This window comes from uncultured Marinobacter sp. (genome assembly GCF_963974375.1).
GTDB lineage: Bacteria > Pseudomonadota > Gammaproteobacteria > Pseudomonadales > Oleiphilaceae > Marinobacter.
In genome coordinates this window covers 1-15671 of the sequence record NZ_CAXBDN010000083.1, presented here as the reverse complement: position 1 = coordinate 15671, position 15671 = coordinate 1, and the positions used below count along the sequence as shown (strand labels likewise).

Sequence of the window (15671 nt, the reverse complement as noted above, 5' to 3'; positions counted from 1 at the left end):
AACTGTTCCAGGAAGTGGTGACCGACCATGCCGTTGCCGATGACGATCAGGGATTTTGTGTTCATGGTGTGTCCTCTCGGTATCTCTTTGAGTTGCCCGAAGCTCAGGCAGCGTTCTCGCAATAGTCACGGCCAAAGGCCAGGCTGGCGCGCCAGGGTGTGATGTCCTGGCGCTGGCGGATCTGTTCGCTGTACCAGGGGCCGTCGGTGGTGTCGCCGAACAACACCGCGCCGATCAGGTGCTTGCCCCGGATAAACAGACGGCAGTAGCGGTCCTGGTCGTAGTCGCGCCAGAGCATGGATTCGGTGTCGGCATCGCTGTGGGTCTGGCCGCAGGAGAAAATGGGGATGCCGCTGATTTTCAGGCGGGTAGGTTCTACTTCGGGTTCGAAGCGGGAGCTGGCCTGGGGGTTGCTGAGTCGTTCCGCCAGCACCCTGGCCTGCTGATAGCCCGGATCCACCAGGCCAAAGGTGTGATCGCCCAGTTGGCAACATTCGCCAAGGGCAAAAATCTCAGGATCACTGGTCTGCAGGCCCGGGTTCACCAGAATGCCACGATCGCAGTCCAGTCCGGCATCGACGCCTAACTGATGGTTAGGTGTGATACCACTGGCCAGCACCACCAGATCGGTGCTGAGCAGGCTGCCGTCATCCAGTTGTACCGCCCGCACCCGTTGTTTGCCCAGCAAGGCATCTGGCGAGCAGCCGGTGCGGATATGCAGGCCCCGGTCGGTCAGCTGGGCCGCCAGCAGTTCGCTGCCGGTCGGGTCCAGCTGGCGATTGAGCAGCCCCTTGTTGCGGTGCACCACGGTGACGTTCATGCCGCGGCTGCGCAGACCTTCGGCCGCCTCCAGGCCCAGAAAGCCGCCGCCAATGACCACCGCCCGCCGGTGCTGCTTGCTCAGTTCGATCAGCCGTCGGGTGTCCCGCAGATCCCGGAAGCTGTGAACACCCTCGAGATCTTCGCCGGGCAGGTTCAGACTTGCCGCCCGGGCGCCGGTGGCAATCACCAGAGCGTCCCAGCCAATGGTTCTGCCGCCCTCGGTGCTGACAATGCGCCGGTTACGATCGATACCGGTGACCGGGTCACCACGGACACAGTCGATACCGGCCTGGGCAAACCACTGGTCGTCCTTCAGACGGATCTGATCCGGGCTGGCGTCACCGGCCAGTACCGACGACAGCAGTACCCGGTTATAGGCCGGATCCGGCTCGCCGCCGATCACTACGATCCGCTTAAAGCCGTGACCGAGGCTGTGCAACTGTTCCAGAAGGCGCTGGGCCACCATGCCGTGGCCGCATATCACCAGTGTTCCCGTGGTCATGATCTGCTCCAACAAAAAAAGCCGGAGCATCTCATCCCTTCAAGGGAATCGATGGTCCGGCGCCAATGCCAACAACGATGTTCTCTGATGGTCCGGCCTGATCCATGGCCGGGACATTCATCCGTAACTGTAACAAAGCGAACTCTGTGCCAGTAAATTCAAGTAACTGATATGACTGGATAAAAGATTATCTTCAGAGAAACAGGCCGACAGGCCGTGCCCCAAAATGGGTCGCGGCCTGTCGAATACGCACTTTCATTGCACGTTTTCAGGCGATGGCCCGAACCCGGGATTCCGGCTCGGCCTGTTCCTGCCCGGAGGACGTCTCTGTGGTGCTGGCGGAGCCGCCGTCTGTTTTGGCACCACCGGCTTTCCCGGGGAACGACTGCTTTTCATAAAGGAAGGCCAGCACCGCCTGGCGATAGCGCACATAGTCCGGATGGTCGGCCAGGGCCACCCGGTTGCGGGGGCGAGGCAGTTCGATCTTCAGTTCTTCGCCGATGGTGGCCGCCGGGCCGTTGGTCATCATGATGATGCGGTCGGACAGCAGCACCGCCTCGTCCACATCGTGGGTGATCATGATGACCGTGCTGTTCAGGTTCTGCTGGATGTCCATCAGCGAGTCCTGCAGGTGGGCGCGGGTCAGGGCATCCAGGGCGCCAAAAGGTTCGTCCATTAACAGCACCGTCGGCTTCATGGCCAGGGCGCGGGCGATACCAACCCGCTGGGCCATACCACCGGACACTTCGCCGGGCCGCTTGTTGGCGGCGTGGGCCATGTTCACCAGCTCAAGGTTGTGGTGAATCCATTCCCGCCGTTCCTTGCGGGTCATGGTCTTGCGGAACACCTGCTGAACGGCGATCTCCACGTTTTCGTAAACGGTCAGCCAGGGCATCAGGGCATGGTTCTGGAACACCACGGCCCGCTCGGGCCCCGGCGTGTTGACCTCATGGCCATCCAGCACGCAGCCACCTTTGGTGGCCTGCAGCAGGCCGGCGACGATGTTCAGTACCGTGGACTTGCCACAACCGGAGTGGCCGATCAGCGACACGAACTCGCCTTTGCGGATCTTCAGGTTGATATTTTCAAGGGCCACAAAGGGGCCGCTCCTGGTATCGAACGCCATGTGGACGCCCGTCAGCTCAAGGTGTGATTTACTCATGATTGACTCCATTGTTCAGGTTTGGCCGCCACGGATTACTCGTTCCACGCGATTTTCTTCTGCAACAGCAGCATGATCCGGTCCAGCAGGAAGCCGATAAAGCCGATGGCCAGTACCGCCACCATGATGCGGCTCAGGGACTGGCTGCTGCCGTTCTGGAATTCATCCCACACGAACTTGCCGAGACCCGGGTTCTGGGCCAGCATTTCAGCGGCAATCAGCACCATCCAGGCGATGCCCAGGGATACCCGCAGCCCGGTAAAGATCATCGGTACAGCGGAAGGCAGCACCACCCTGCGGGTGTGGGTCCAGAAGGACAGACGCAGCACCTTGGAGACATTGACCAGGTCCGGATTGACCGCAGCGACGCCGACACTGGTATTGATCAGGGTCGGCCACAGGCTGCACAGGGTCACGGTGATCATGGAGGTGACAAAGGAGCGGGCAAACATCGGATCGTCGCTGACGTAGGTGGCGGACACCACCATGGTCACCAGCGGCAGCCAGGCCAGCGGGGACACCGGCTTGAACAGCTGGATCAATGGATTGACCGCTGCGGCAAACTGTCGGTTGAGTCCGATCACGATGCCCAGTGGCACCGCCACAATCGTTGCCAGCAGAAAACCTGCCAGTACGGTGCCCAGGCTGGTGAGAATCTGATCGAAAAAGGTGGGTGCTCCGGGGAAAGAGCGCATCCTCACTTCCGCGTCCGGGTTGTCGGCCAGAATCCGGGCATTGCGTTCTTCCTGCATGGTGATGAACTGCTGTGCCCGCTCTCTCTGGGCGGCATGTTCCTGCCACAGCTGCCCGGATTGTTCCCAGACATCGGCGGGCCCCGGAAACGCTCCAAGTGAGGTGTTTACCTGTGGCGCCGCCAGTTGCCAGAACACCAGGAAGACGACGATACCGAGGGCTGGCAGCAGCAGACTTTTCACCAGCTCCAGCAGCGCGCGGCCAGTGAGCTGCTCGCTGGCGGTTCTGAGCCAGCTGGTAACGGCTGGAAATCGGTGATTTTGGCTGAGTGTGGTCATGTCATTACTCCTGAGATCCGGCAAGCCGGCGGTTGTACTGGTAGCTGAGTCTTAAGGGGTTTGCTGGCCCTTCAGGCCGATGTCGAAACTGTCGATGTAGGCGTTGGGGGTGCGGGGCGTGAAGGTGACGCCATCGATCAGTTCGCCCTGGTAGGGTCGCTGGAAGTTCTCAGCATCCAGATCCGGGAAGTCGTCTGCCCTCAGGGTGCCGTCAGTGATCAGGGAACGGGCCGCTTCACGGTAGATATCCGCGCGATAGACCTGGGCTGCAGTCTTCATATACCAGTCGTCGGATTTGGGTTCGGCGATCTGGCCCCAGCGGCGCATCTGGGTAAGAAACCAGATGGCGTCAGACGGATACGGGTAGGTGGCGTGATGGCGGAAGAAGACGTTGAAGTCCGGAATTTCGCGAACATCGCCCTTTTCGTATTCAAAAGTGCCAGTCATGGAATTGGCGATAACCTTTTCATCGGCTCCGACATAGCTGGAGCGTGACAGGATCTTGACCGCTTCCGCCCGGTTGGCATTGTCGTTCTCGTCCAGCCAGTGGGCGGCACGGATCAGTGCACGCAGCATACGAAGGTGGGTGTTGGGGTACATCTCGGCCCACTCCTCGCTGACGCCAAACACCTTCTCCGGATTGTTGGGCCAGATCTCGTAGTTGGTGATCACCGGTACGCCGATGCCGCTGAAGACTGCCTGCTGGTTCCAGGGCTCGCCCACGCAGTAACCCTGAATGGTGCCTGCATCAAGCGTGGCGGGCATTTGCGGTGGCGGGGTCACGGAAAGGTGCACGTCGGCTTCCAGCGTGCCGTTGGTATCGCCGCGCTGAGGGGCGTAGAAACCGGGGTGCAGGCCTCCGGCCGCCAGCCAGTAGCGCAGTTCATAGTTGTGGGTGGACACCGGGAACACCATGCCCATGCGGAAGCGTTCGCCCCGGTCACGGTAATGTTCGATGGCGGGTTTCAGGGTAGCCGCACTGATCGGGTGCTGTGGGGTGCCGTCCTCCTTGTCAGGAATTTCCGGACGCATCAGATCCCAGACTTCGTTGGATACGGTGATGGCGTTGCCGTTCAGATCCATACTGAAGGCAGTAATGATATTGGCCTTGGTGCCAAAGCCAATGGTGGCCCCCAGGGGCTGGCCGGCCAGCATATGGGCACCGTCCAGCTCTCCGGTGATTACACGGTCCAGCAGAACCTTCCAGTTGGCCTGGGCCTCAAGCTCCACAAACAGGCCTTCATCCATCAGGAAGCCCTGTTCCCAGGCAATGGCCAGGGGCGCCATGTCGGTCAGTTTGATGAACCCCAGCTTCAGATCCGGCTTCTCTGCCGGACCGATTTCCGCCTGGGCCTGGGTTGCGGCCCCTGCTCCGAAGAGCAGAGTGAGTGTGAGAAGAATAGTTCGCGTCATATGTCTCTCCCGGGTTTTGAAACTAGTTTGGCAAAAAAAAACGCCTGCTCCCCGTTGCCAGGAAACAGACGCCAATGTCTGCAGATCGATCAGAATGTCCGGATCAGCCTCGTCTAAAAGTTGATCACTGTGTAAGTGTGATATGCAGCACCCGTGCCAAAAATAAATTACCTTATAATACATAGGGTTGTGTTTTTTGGGTGTCTGTCAGATAGGGCAATGTCATCGAATGGTGGTCGATAATGGCGCCCTCGCACCGCTGGAGTGCGAAATCGGACGCCTCATGCAGTGGCCCGCGACGCCGTAGCGATAGCGGTACCGGTACTCTTTCCGGCGCGATGCTGCTCCAGATTTTCCAGCTTGCGCTGCTTTTTATAGAGGAAGCGCAGAACTTCCTGGCGATAGTGGTTGTAGTCCGGGTCTTCGGCCAGTTCGATCCGGTCTCTCGGGCGGGGTAGCTCGATATCCAGGATCTCGCCGATGGTGGCGGAGGGTCCGTTGGTCATCATCACAATTCTGTCAGACAGCAACACCGCTTCATCCACATCGTGGGTGATCATCATTACGGTGTTGTGCAGCTCCGCCTGGATCCGCATGACCTCGTCCTGCAGGTGAGCCCGGGTCAGTGCATCCAGAGCACCGAAGGGTTCGTCCAGCAGCAGGACCTTGGGCTCCATGGCCAGGGCCCGGGCGATACCGACCCGTTGCTTCATGCCGCCGGAGATTTCCGCCGGTCGCTGGTTCAGGGCATGAGACATATTGACGAGATTCAGGTTGTACAGAATCCAGTCCCTGCGTTCGGCTTTCGATTTGGTGCGGGCAAAGGTCTTGTCCACCGCCAGGGCGACATTCTCATACACCGTCAGCCAGGGCAGCAGCGAGTGATTCTGGAACACCATGGCCCGGTCCGGGCCCGGCTGGTTCACTTCCTTGCCATCGAGAATCACACCACCGTTACTGGGGTTCAGCAGCCCGGCGACGATGTTCAGTACCGTGGACTTGCCACAGCCGGAGTGGCCGATGATGGAGATATACTCGCCCTTGTTGACGCTCAGCTTCACGTTATTCAGGACCGGCGTAACCACGCCGTCCCGTTCGAAGGATTTGTCGATGTTCTCGATTTTCAGATAGGCGCTCATGGTTTTCTCCTGGTTCTACTCGCACGCCGGCTCATGGGCCGTAGTCTTTTTTTGCAAAAAAAACGCCTGCTCCCCGTTGCCGGGAAACAGACGCCAATGTCTGCAGATCAGTCAGATTTTGGTGGCTGACCCGATGCACATCGGGCAGGCCAGAAATTCAGTTGCACTCGCTGTCAGAAAATGCAGAAGCTGTGCCATAAGGTGAAAACGCTTGATATCCGTATGTTCCGGGTTATGCGGCAGTAATCCGGTCGCCTCATGGACTGGTGATTTGTGTTCGCTTTTGGCGCCTTCCGCACCGGGACGGGGCAATATTCGGCGCACCCGCCATAAGCGTAGAGCGCCGGAACATCGTCTGGTTGCAATGACCCGCTGTCCAGCTGAGCTATCACTTTGAAATAGTGCTTTATATAGCGAGTGACGGCGCCAGAATCCCGCGCCAGGCAACAACTGGCGTCGTTCTTGCTTTCTTCTGAACAGATCATCATGACGCACTATTGGCAACGAAGCCTGACGGTTTTGCAGTAACTCACCTGAGAACTACTGCCGAACGGTCGGGCTTTTTTTATGAGCCTGTTTCAGCAAAGGGAGCTACTGTGGCTAAGCAACGGAACATTTCGCGTACCGGTCTGACAGGACCTGAGTCCGGCGTCAGCGCGTCAGCGGCCATTCCGGCAACGGCTGTTCACTCACCTTTCCCGGTGCCATCGGTTTTCCGGGGTGGTTCCGGTGGCCGGGTGGAGCCGGTGCAGACCACCTGTCCATACTGCGGCGTCGGCTGTGGCGTGCTGGCCCATGGCGGGGAGCAGGCGGTCACCGGTGACCCGAAGCATCCCGCCAATGGCGGGCGGCTGTGTGTGAAGGGCGCCAGCCTGCAGGAAACCACCGGCCTGCGGGGGCGATTGCTGCACCCCATGGTGCTGGGGCGGCGGGTGCGCTGGGAGCGGGCCATTGATGAAGTCGCAGGCGCCATTGGCAACGCAGTCGCCAAGTACGGAGCGGAGTCAGTGGCCTTTTACCTGTCGGGCCAGTTGCTGACCGAGGATTATTATGTGGCCAACAAGCTGGCCAAGGGGTTTATTGGTACCCCCCATGTGGATACCAACTCAAGGCTTTGCATGTCCTCGGCGGTGGCTGCCCACAAACGGGCTTTTGGTGAAGACCTGGTCCCCGGTTGCTATGAGGATCTTGAGCTGGCCGATTTGCTGGTGCTGACCGGCAGCAACACCGCCTGGAATCACCCGGTGCTCTATCAGCGCATCAAGGCAGCGGCCAGGGCCGGGCGGCGGGTGGTGGTCATTGACCCCCGCAAGACTGCAACCAGCGAACTGGCCGATCTGCATCTGGCCCTTAGACCAGGTACCGACACGGTTCTGTTCAACGGTTTGTTGGTGTGGCTGGCGGACACCGGGCAACTGGATCCGGCCTATATCAGTCAGCATTGTGAAGGCTTTGCTGAAACCCTGGCCAGTGCCCGGGAGGTGGCTTTTGCGCCTCAGAAAGTGGCGGACATCTGCGACCTGCCGGAGGCGGATGTCGTGGAATTCTATCGCTGGTTTGCCGACACCTCGCGCACCGTGACGGCGTTCTCCCAGGGCGTGAATCAGTCGTTAGCTGGCACCGACAAGTGTAACGCCATCATCAATTGTCACCTGGCCACCGGCCGCATCGGCCGGCCCGGAGCCTGTCCCCTGTCACTGACCGGCCAGCCCAACGCCATGGGCGGTCGTGAGGTGGGCGGTCTGGCCAATACCCTTGCCGCCCACATGGACTACGACACCCCGGATGCCACTGAGCAGATCGCCGGGTTCTGGGGCCGGCCCTCAGCAACGTTTCTTGCGAAAGGGCCCGGGCTGAAGGCGGTGGACCTGTTCGAGGCCGTTGGGGATGGTCGTATCAGGGTACTCTGGATTATAGGTACCAATCCGGCCGTCAGCCTGCCGGATAGTTCAGCGGTGCGGGAGGCGCTGGCCCACTGTCCGGTGGTGATAGTGTCGGACTGCGTTGCCAATACCGATACCACCGCCTATGCCGACATCCTGTTGCCTGCGCTTGCCTGGGGCGAGAAGGATGGCACGGTGACCAACTCCGAGCGCTGCATTTCCCGTCAACGCAACTTCTTGCCGGTGCCCGGCGGTGCCCGCCCGGACTGGTGGATACTGTCCCAGGTGGGCAAACAGCTGGGCTATGGCGAGGCTTTCGGATACGAAACCGCCGCCGAGGTGTTCCGCGAACACGCCTCGCTATCCGCCCTGAACACCGGAAAGCGGCTGTTTGACATCACCGGTCTGTCCGGGTTGACGGACCAGGCCTACGATCAGCTTCAGCCGATTCAGTGGCCGGTTAACAGCCAGTGTCCCGGGGGCACTGCCCGTCTGTTCGGTAACGGTGGCTATCCGACGCCCGGCGGGCGGGCCCGGCTGGTGCCCATTCCCTGGCGACCACCCGGTCAGCAACCCGACTGTGACTGGCCCCTGGTGGTGAACTCCGGAAGGGTCAGGGATCAGTGGCACACCATGACCCGGACCGGCAGTACCCCACGCCTGTTTCAGCACCGCCAGGAACCGTTCATCGAAGCTCACCCTCAGGATCTCGCAGAACACGATCTTGCGGAGGGCGATCTTGCCTGGCTGAGCGGCCCACAGGGACGTTATCTCGGCAGGATACGTCCAGCACCAGAGCAGCGGCGGGGTGAGGTCTTCGTGCCCATTCACTGGAACCGTCAGTTCAGCGGCGAGGGCCTGGCCAGCAGCCTGATGGCGCCAGTGACGGATCCGCTGTCTGGCCAGCCGGAATCGAAGCACGGTTGTGTCCGGATCGAGCCCTTTCCTGCGCTCTGGCATGCCCGCTTGTTGCGCCCCGCTAATGCTGACCGTCACTGGCAGGCGGATTACTGGAGCCGGGTGCCCATGGCCGACTGTGACAGCTGGTGGCTGGCCGGTGCCGTGGCGGTGGACTGGCCCCGTGAGATCGTGGACTGGCTTGGCGGAGCCCCGGATCTGGTGATGTCAGATCCTGCGGCCGGTCGCTATCGGGCGGCGCGGCTGGTGGCTGGCCGGCTGGACGCCATCCTGCTGGTGGAACGCTCGGTTCAGGCACTGCCGGACGTCAGCTGGCTGGCCAGTCTGTTCGGGCACGCCGAACTCAACGGGGCCCAGCGTCGCGCGCTGCTGTCTGCGAAAGACGTCAATGTGGAGGATATTGGCGCCGTAATCTGCAGTTGCTACCAGGTGGGTGAGCTTCAGGTTGCTGCGGCCATTGAAGGTGGGGCAACATCGGTTGAAGCATTGGGAGCGTCACTTCAGTGCGGCACCAATTGCGGTTCCTGCCTGCCGGAGCTCAAGGCGTTTCTGGAGCGGACACTGGCGCCAGCCTGAGGGTCACGATAAAGTCGGCTTCTGTGTGGCTGCCGGCCATAATGTCGACGCTTTGCTCGCTCTGGAAGGAAACCGTTTGTGACTGTGACAGGAAACCCGTTGTGACCCTCACCTCTGCAGGCCTGATCACCGGCTTGATCTGGGTCGCGGCCGGAGGTGCCCTTGGCGGCATGGGCCGGCTGGCCCTGTCCAACCTGATGGCCTCACGGTTTGGTACTCATTTTCCCTGGGGTACCCTGGCGGTGAATCTCAGTGGGGCGTTGGTGGCGGGTGCTGTTGCGCGTTCGCTCAGCCTGTCAGATGAGGCGTACCTTGTTTCCACATCCTGGTTGTTGCTGGTTGTCGGGGTTTTGGGTGGCTACACCACTGTGTCGTCACTCAGCCTGCAAACCCTGACCCTGTGGCTGAGCGAACAGCACCGCCTGGCGGCGCTGAATCTGTTGGGGACCTGCGTGGCGGGTCTGGTTCTGGCTGGGCTGGGGTGGTGGCTGGCGGGGCTGTGGCTATGACGGCACGGGTATCTTATCTGGCAGTAGGGCTGGGCTGTGCCGCCGGCAGCAGTCTGCGCTACCTGGTGTCGGTGGCCAGTCTGAACATCGCGGGCCCGCTGTTCCCCTGGGGCACCTTGGCCGTGAATGTGCTGGGGTCGATGCTGATAGGCTGGCTTTACGCTTATAGCCGGCACCGGGAGCATGGTGTTGTGGCGCGGATGCAGCCGTTGCTGATGGCCGGCTTTTGCGGGGGCTTCACGACCTTTTCACTGTTCAGTCTGGAAACGCTCTATTTACTGAAGACTGGCCAGCCAGGGCTTGCGGTTATCTATCTGGTGGCCAGTGTGTCCTTGTGGATGCTGGCGGTCGGAATGGGTTACTGGCTGGGGTCCGGAGCCACGTCCCGCAGCATCACAAACGGTACCCGGTAGCCGGTTCCTGCCCAGCGACCGGTGCCGTCTACGGTGCAGGTCTTGCGGTTGATCCTGCGGATGCGGCCTTCACGATAAGTATCATGACTGCCAAAGCTGACCGGATCACCGGTTTGCCAGTCCGGGATGGCAGGCGCCTCGATGATCGGCAGGGTTTCATCGGGCAGCATTAACTGGCGTGACCGGGCCTGATCTCTCAGGTAATCCCGCACCGCTTCAGCCTCACCCTGTGCATTGAGATGATCCAGCAGACCATAGAAGTGGCGGTTGTGCACCGAGCCGTGAAACCGCTTGCCGGCGTTCTGTTGCAGCAAATGGGCAAACTCGTGATTGCAGGTGTGGGCCAGCAGGTTCAGCACCGAGACCTCGCCATCAAAATACCCCCGACCCCGGATCTCCCGGGTGGACAGCCAGCCCGCTGCGCCCACAGGGTCGTGCTTGGCGGCGATCATCTGCAGGCCATAGGTGATCAGGTGCACCCGTTCACGGGGATGGTAACGATGATAGGTGGCCTTGCCTCGCCCCGGTCGACAACTCAGCTCAGCTTTGGGGGTGGCGTGACGTACCAGGCCACGGTAACGGGGCCAGAGTACGTTCTGGGTGGCATCGCACATGAGCTGGCCAAGTTGCAGCAGTTCGGGTGTCGGGTAATTCATAGTCGTCAGAGTCCGTAATACCGGGTTTCAGATTACCTCAAACTGAAACGCACCGGCAGGGCGTAGGTGAACGAATTTCCCTGCATGGACTCCGGAACCTCCGGCAGCGGCGCCGCCGCGGCCAGCATTTCCAGCGCGGCCTCGTCCAGCAGTGTGTGCGAGGACGAGTCGGACAGTCGGTAGCTGAGTAATTCGCCCTCCCGGTTGAAGCGGAATACCACCACCGGTGTGCCCTGCTGGCCCAGGCGACGGGCCCGGCGGGGGTATTCGTAGTAGCGGCCGATGTGGCGGCTCAGTTGGCTCAGGTAAATATCAATATCGGCGTCGCTGCCGGCGGTCAGTTCCACCTGTTCCGGCTGGCTTTCCGTTGCTGCGCCCTCGGTGGCTTGGTCCGCAACCTCATCAGTGACGGCCTCCGCAATTTCCGTGCTTGTGGTAGCTGTCGGTTCGGGCTCCACTACTGGCTCTGGCTCTGGCTCTGGCTCTGGCTCTGGCTCAGGTTCAGGTTTTGGTTCTGGCTCTGGCTCTGGCTCTGGCTCTGGCTCTGGCTCAGGTTCAGGTTCAGGTTCAGGTTCAGGTTCAACTACGGATTCCGGAACCGGTGTTGGCTCGGTAATCGGTTCTGGCTCCGGGCGGCCGCCTGCCAGCTGGATGCGCAGGGCCGGTGCGGTGGTCTCGGCGTTGCCGGCCGGTTGTAGCTGGATCACCGGGGCGGCTGGTATCAGTGCCCACAGGGTGGCCAGGGTCAGGCAGAAGGCCGCCGCCAGAATCAGCAGTCGGGCGCTATCACTCATTGGCCGGGCTCCGTCAACAGTATCACTTCGCCGTAGCCACCCTCCTCCAGCAATCGAAGCAGGTTATCGAGAGCGCTCATGGTGGTGTTGGCTGCCGCACCGATACGCAGGGTCTGTTCCGCAGCGGAGTCGGGCAGCCGGGCCAGTAACTGATCAGGGCTGACGACTTTGTTGTTCATCAGCCACTGTCCTTCCTGATTGACCACCAGATCCGCCTCGGCCTTCTGATCGGAGCCGCTACGGGACTGGGCTGAAGGCAGATCCGGCAGCGCAGTATCAGTCAGTTGCCCGGCCACAATGAAGAACATCAGCAGCAGAAACACCAGATTGATCAGCGGCAGCAGGCTGTCCTCCACCCGGTCCAGCAACGTTTTACCGCTACCGGGCGGGGGCGAGGCCAGCGAGTCCGGAGCAAGCTTTTCAGAAGAGTGTTGCGTCATGGCCTGGGGGTCAGCGATTGGTCGGATGTTTCCCGCTGCCAGTGGGCAAGAATGCCAGCGTCATCGAGGCGGGTCAGGGTCTGGGTAAAGCGGGTCAGTTCAGCCGTTGGTGCCGTGCCGAGGCGTACCTCGCGAATGCCGTCCGCCCGTAAACGCGTAATCAGGTCAGCCAGCGCCCAGTCCCGTTCCTGCCAGCGAAGGTTACCGTTGGCATTGAGGGTCAGCTCCGGAAGCGGATCGCCATCACCGGTTCCCTGTTGCCCGGTGCGGTTATCCAGCTCCAGATAATCCGTTGGCAGCAGGTAGCTGGTCACCATGAAAAACACCAGCAGAATGAACACCACATCAATCAGTGGGGTCATCCGGATGGGCATGGGTCTGGCGGGCCGGGGGTTAACCAGCGGCATGGGCAACCCGGCCCCGGGGGTAGTCAGCTGGCTGTTCCTGTTGATCCCGCGGCGCAGTCGTTGCGGCGCCCAGGTCCGTGGTGTCGGTGCCGGGAGGGACCGGGGTATTAAGAATGTTCAGCAGCAGTTCATTCATGCCGCTGTTCAGCCGCCGCAGCCGGAACTCTGCCCAGGCCGCCACGGCGGCAAACGGAATGGCGATGATCAGACCGGCAGCGGTAGTGGTCAGGGCTTCATAGATACCGCCGCTGAGCTGACTGGCACTGGCACGGCCTTCGGTTGTGGCCATGGCGCTGAAGGCTTCCATCATGCCCATGACAGTGCCCAGTAGCCCCAGCAGCGGTGCCAGGGCGGCGATTACCTCAATGATTTTGAGTGGTGCTTCGAAAGGCTGCAGGGCCTTCTGGGCCTGCTGGGCGAGGGTTTCACGGAGCTGGCCCTGGCTCAGAGCCATGTCTGCCTCACCGGTGGTACCGACCATGGCGTCCCGGATCATCCGGTGTATCGGGTTCAGCCGTGACAACCGGGAACCGGGCCGGGCGGGAATCCGGCTAACACCTTGTTGCTCAAGTCCGGATTGCCATGCCTTGACCGCCCGGCGCGCTGAGCCGTTGATCCGTGGCGCAAACAAGGCTCCGGTCAGCGTGAGGTAGAAAAACGTCAGCAAGCCTGCGACCGCAAGGGCAATCAACACAATCATCACCGGACCGCCCATGGCGATCAGTGCTTGAAGCGGGGTGTCTGCCGCAGCGGGGGCGATGGATTCCGGCATCATAGAAACCTGTATAAAGTAAGCGAACGCAAACGATAACAATTATTATTATGTGTTTCTACCGTTTTCTGAGATTGCGACGGCCTCAAATGGCGTGCTTCATCTGATAAACTTCTGTCATGAAATTTATCTGTAACCGCAAGACTGTGGATATGGCTGTGTTTTCATGAGCCATCACCCGATGACAGGCGGCTGGTTCGACAGCCTGGTCAACCGCGTATTGCTTCTGCTGGTGGGGGTCGTCGTGGCCTCGGCGTTGCTGGTCAGTTTTTTCAATATGGCGTCAAGTCGCCAGGAACTGGAAGCACAGGCTCGCAATCAGGTCACAATGGTGGCAGATCTGGTGACCCGTGAACTGGATCGGAAACTGATCGAGCGGTTCCAGGTGCTTACCGAGTCCGCCACTCTGATGGTCGAAGACGATGCCCTGGCGAATGATGCCCAGGCGGTGATCGAGAGTCAGCTGCCGGTCTACCACCTGTTTGACCAACTTTTCCTCATTGATGCCCGGGGGCTGCTCCGCGCGACCTACCCGGAGCAGCCGGCCATTGTGGGTACGGATGTCAGCCAGCGTTCCTACTTCCTGAGTACCAGCAGCCAGCTGACACCGCAAATCTCCGAGCCTTTTCAAAGTTATCATCTGGACCGGCCAGTGGTGATGATGACTGCGCCCCTGTTCAATCCGACCGGCCGGTTTACCGGTGTCATGGGAGCGTCGATCGTATTGAGCAGTGACAATTTTCTGCAGGAAGTCGCTACGGTCCGCCTCGGTAAGAGGGGAACCGTTGAGGTGGCCTCACGGGCGGGGATAACCCTGGTACATCCCGACGCTTCCCGGCAGATGCAGGCAGTGGACCGGGACAATCCTGCCATCGTTCGGGCCATGGCAGGGGAAGAGCCGGTCATGCTGGTCGAGAACAGTCGCAGTGGCCCGTCACTGGTGGCAATCCGTCAGCTCAATATGGCGCCCTGGTATATCAGGGTGAGCTGGCCCCTGGATGATGCCTATGCGCCAGCGGCGCGGCTGCTGGATGATCTGCTCGCGGTCACACTGATTATTATTCTGCTGGTCATTCCTGGTGCCATGTTGCTGTTCCGCCGTCAGATGAAGCCTTTGCTGGTGCTCGGGGAGCAGATCCGGGAGCGTCATCTCGGGGTAAGGCAGGACGCCATCGACGTGCGGGGTGGCCGGGAAATCCGGGAGGTGAGCGATACTTTCAATCAGGTGATGCAATCTCAGAATGAAGTGGAAGCCCGGCTGCGGGTCCAGCAGCAGCGGGCCGACAGCATTCTGGGCGCCCTTCAGGAAGGGGTGATTCTGACGGATACACGGGGCGTGATCCGGCACACCAACCCGGCTGCCGAGGCGTTTCTGGGGGAAGCCGATAGTGTAGTCGGCGTGATGCTGTTTGACCTGGCTGAATTCGAGAAGGATGGCGAACGCTGGGGGCTGACGGAATTTCTGGCCCACGAGGAAATATCCGGGCTCGACGGTCAGCTGCGTAATGATCATCACCAGAGTTTCGATGTGGAGATTACCCTGCTTCGACTGGAACAGGGTCTTGCGGATGAAAGACTGGTGTTCGTGATCCGGGATGACAGCGAGCGCCGTCAGCAGGAGGTGTTGCTGTCCTGGCAGGCGACTCACGATGCGCTCACCGGGCTGGTCAATCGCCGGGCCTTCAGCGCCTCGCTGGTGAAGTGGCTGGGAGAGGCCCCGGCGCTGACCACACCCAGTGTGCTGATGCTTATCGATCTGGATCATTTCAAACCGGTGAACGATCTGGGCGGTCATCTGTTGGGTGACGAATTGCTGAAAGCGCTGGCGGATGTGCTGCGTGATGCAGTGCGCCAGTCCGATGTGGTGTGCCGTATGGGCGGTGACGAATTTGCCATTCTGTTACCAGCCTGTGGCCTGGCCCGGGCTCAGGTACTGGCGGAGAATGTTCGCGCCGGTGTCGAGGCCGTGGTGCTGCAAAAGGATGGCCGGGATTTCCGGGTCACGGCCAGTGTCGGGCTGACCACCCTGAGCCCGGAAGATGCGGGTCCCCGGGAAGTGGTGGCGAGAGCCGACGAAGGCGCGTACGCCGCCAAGGCTCAGGGCCGCAATCAGGTGGTGGCGGTGCCGGCGCCGGATCACTAGTGTCCCGTCTGGTTAATTCGTTGACCTACTGCGTGCCGCTGACTCGATTTGGAGCCACCAAACCTTCGCCACCGCGCCTTGCTCTCAAGGC

General features: G+C 60.8%; 14 protein-coding genes. 4 read left to right on the top strand and 10 right to left on the bottom strand.

The genetic code is table 11. The annotated features are described in order from the left end of the window. Positions 1-103: 103 nt before the first annotated feature. The 5 genes from AAC035_RS09050 to AAC035_RS09030 all read right to left on the bottom strand — a co-directional run bounded on the left by AAC035_RS09050 (position 104) and on the right by AAC035_RS09030 (position 6069). The gene (locus tag AAC035_RS09050) at positions 104-1324 is read right to left on the bottom strand and encodes an FAD-dependent oxidoreductase (protein ID WP_339802826.1); all 1221 of its coding nucleotides are present in this window, start codon (positions 1322-1324) and stop codon (positions 104-106) included. Positions 1325-1592: 268 nt separating this feature from the next. After that, on the bottom strand, positions 1593-2486 hold the full coding sequence (locus AAC035_RS09045) for an ABC transporter ATP-binding protein (RefSeq protein ID WP_339802823.1): 894 nt from the start codon (positions 2484-2486) through the stop codon (positions 1593-1595). 35 nt (positions 2487-2521) lie between these two features. Beyond that, positions 2522-3517 (bottom strand): ABC transporter permease, encoded by a 996-nt coding sequence (locus AAC035_RS09040; protein WP_339802820.1) that lies wholly within the window; start codon positions 3515-3517, stop codon positions 2522-2524. 51 nt (positions 3518-3568) lie between these two features. Continuing rightward, a complete protein-coding gene (locus tag AAC035_RS09035) occupies positions 3569-4930 on the bottom strand; it encodes a CmpA/NrtA family ABC transporter substrate-binding protein (protein ID WP_339802817.1) in 1362 nt (453 codons plus the stop codon). A 281-nt stretch (positions 4931-5211) separates the two neighbouring features. Next, complete coding sequence (locus tag AAC035_RS09030; protein ID WP_339802814.1) at positions 5212-6069, bottom strand: ABC transporter ATP-binding protein; 858 nt, start codon at positions 6067-6069, stop codon at positions 5212-5214. A gap of 596 nt (positions 6070-6665) precedes the next feature. On the opposite strand from AAC035_RS09030, the gene AAC035_RS09025 reads away from it, so the two are divergent. The 3 genes from AAC035_RS09025 to crcB all read left to right on the top strand — a co-directional run bounded on the left by AAC035_RS09025 (position 6666) and on the right by crcB (position 10368). Next, positions 6666-9446 (top strand): molybdopterin-dependent oxidoreductase, encoded by a 2781-nt coding sequence (locus tag AAC035_RS09025; protein WP_339802811.1) that lies wholly within the window; start codon positions 6666-6668, stop codon positions 9444-9446. A gap of 101 nt (positions 9447-9547) precedes the next feature. Next, on the top strand, positions 9548-9955 hold the full coding sequence (locus AAC035_RS09020; RefSeq protein ID WP_339802810.1) for a CrcB family protein: 408 nt from the start codon (positions 9548-9550) through the stop codon (positions 9953-9955). Then, positions 9952-10368, top strand: a complete 417-nt coding sequence (gene crcB / locus AAC035_RS09015) for a fluoride efflux transporter CrcB (RefSeq protein ID WP_339802807.1) — start codon at positions 9952-9954, stop codon at positions 10366-10368. Before AAC035_RS09020 ends, crcB begins: the two co-directional genes overlap by 4 nt. On the opposite strand, the gene AAC035_RS09010 is transcribed toward crcB, so the two are convergent. The 5 genes from AAC035_RS09010 to AAC035_RS08990 are packed head-to-tail and all read right to left on the bottom strand — an operon-like array spanning position 10314 to position 13440. Continuing rightward, positions 10314-11024, bottom strand: coding sequence for a hypothetical protein (locus tag AAC035_RS09010; protein ID WP_339802804.1), 711 nt, complete (start codon positions 11022-11024; stop codon positions 10314-10316). The two genes, crcB and AAC035_RS09010, sit on opposite strands and share 55 nt — an antisense overlap. A 32-nt stretch (positions 11025-11056) precedes the next feature. After that, on the bottom strand, positions 11057-11818 hold the full coding sequence (locus AAC035_RS09005; protein WP_339802801.1) for a TonB family protein: 762 nt from the start codon (positions 11816-11818) through the stop codon (positions 11057-11059). After that, the gene (locus AAC035_RS09000; RefSeq protein ID WP_339802798.1) at positions 11815-12258 is read right to left on the bottom strand and encodes a biopolymer transporter ExbD; all 444 of its coding nucleotides are present in this window, start codon (positions 12256-12258) and stop codon (positions 11815-11817) included. Before AAC035_RS09000 ends, AAC035_RS09005 begins: the two co-directional genes overlap by 4 nt. Continuing rightward, positions 12255-12665 carry a biopolymer transporter ExbD gene (locus tag AAC035_RS08995; RefSeq protein WP_339802795.1) on the bottom strand — a complete coding sequence of 137 codons (411 nt, stop codon included), beginning with the start codon at positions 12663-12665 and terminating at the stop codon, positions 12255-12257. The genes AAC035_RS09000 and AAC035_RS08995 overlap by 4 nt, the downstream gene beginning before the upstream one ends. Then, positions 12652-13440, bottom strand: coding sequence for a MotA/TolQ/ExbB proton channel family protein (locus AAC035_RS08990; protein ID WP_339802792.1), 789 nt, complete (start codon positions 13438-13440; stop codon positions 12652-12654). Before AAC035_RS08990 ends, AAC035_RS08995 begins: the two co-directional genes overlap by 14 nt. Positions 13441-13603: 163 nt before the next feature. Between AAC035_RS08990 and AAC035_RS08985 the strand changes: the two genes are divergently transcribed. Further along, positions 13604-15580, top strand: a complete 1977-nt coding sequence (locus AAC035_RS08985; protein ID WP_339802789.1) for a diguanylate cyclase — start codon at positions 13604-13606, stop codon at positions 15578-15580. The last annotated feature ends 91 nt before the right edge of the window (positions 15581-15671 follow it).

Bases quoted from the DNA above. Each gene is read 5' to 3' on its own strand.
- AAC035_RS09030 (WP_339802814.1), bottom strand. From the start codon at position 6,069: ATGAGCGCCTATCTGAAAATCGAGAACATCGACAAATCCTTCGAACGG.
- AAC035_RS08985 (WP_339802789.1), top strand. From the start codon at position 13,604: ATGAGCCATCACCCGATGACAGGCGGCTGGTTCGACAGCCTGGTCAAC.
- AAC035_RS09000 (WP_339802798.1), bottom strand. From the start codon at position 12,258: ATGACGCAACACTCTTCTGAAAAGCTTGCTCCGGACTCGCTGGCCTCG.
- AAC035_RS09040 (WP_339802820.1), bottom strand. From the start codon at position 3,517: ATGACCACACTCAGCCAAAATCACCGATTTCCAGCCGTTACCAGCTGG.
- AAC035_RS08990 (WP_339802792.1), bottom strand. From the start codon at position 13,440: ATGATGCCGGAATCCATCGCCCCCGCTGCGGCAGACACCCCGCTTCAA.
- AAC035_RS08995 (WP_339802795.1), bottom strand. From the start codon at position 12,665: ATGCCGCTGGTTAACCCCCGGCCCGCCAGACCCATGCCCATCCGGATG.
- AAC035_RS09045 (WP_339802823.1), bottom strand. From the start codon at position 2,486: ATGAGTAAATCACACCTTGAGCTGACGGGCGTCCACATGGCGTTCGAT.
- AAC035_RS09035 (WP_339802817.1), bottom strand. From the start codon at position 4,930: ATGACGCGAACTATTCTTCTCACACTCACTCTGCTCTTCGGAGCAGGG.
- AAC035_RS09010 (WP_339802804.1), bottom strand. From the start codon at position 11,024: ATGAATTACCCGACACCCGAACTGCTGCAACTTGGCCAGCTCATGTGC.
- AAC035_RS09050 (WP_339802826.1), bottom strand. From the start codon at position 1,324: ATGACCACGGGAACACTGGTGATATGCGGCCACGGCATGGTGGCCCAG.
- crcB (WP_339802807.1), top strand. From the start codon at position 9,952: ATGACGGCACGGGTATCTTATCTGGCAGTAGGGCTGGGCTGTGCCGCC.
- AAC035_RS09005 (WP_339802801.1), bottom strand. From the start codon at position 11,818: ATGAGTGATAGCGCCCGACTGCTGATTCTGGCGGCGGCCTTCTGCCTG.